Below are 239 nucleotides of genomic sequence, written 5' to 3'. Positions count from 1 at the left end.
CGAAGGGCCTTAAGCTCCGGGAGGTCCACCTTGGCCCGGGGCACCTACTCCAGGGTGCGGTAATCCAGGGTGTAGATCTCCCCGTTTACCCGTTTGTAAAACCCCGCACCCGCCTTCTCCCCAAGCCGGCCTTCCGCCACCAGGCGCAGAACCCACTCCGGCAGGGCGAAGTCCTCCCCGGTGGCCTGGGCCAGCTCCTCCGTAACCAGCTTCAGCACATCCACCCCCGTGAGGTCGGC

At 66.5% G+C, this 239-nt stretch carries 1 protein-coding gene; it reads right to left on the bottom strand.

Going from position 1 to position 239, the window contains the following annotated elements; translation table 11 throughout:
• Positions 1-44: 44 nt before the first annotated feature.
• Positions 45-239: 3-hydroxyacyl-CoA dehydrogenase family protein (locus L9G74_RS21935; protein ID WP_238899026.1), on the bottom strand; the 195-nt coding region annotated here is incomplete at its 5' end.

Source organism: Shewanella electrica (assembly GCF_022321485.1).
In the GTDB taxonomy this organism is placed as follows: Bacteria; Pseudomonadota; Gammaproteobacteria; order Enterobacterales; family Shewanellaceae; genus Shewanella; species Shewanella electrica.
The sequence above is the reverse complement of the archived record's forward strand: the minus strand, read 5'-3'. Positions and strand labels throughout refer to the sequence as shown.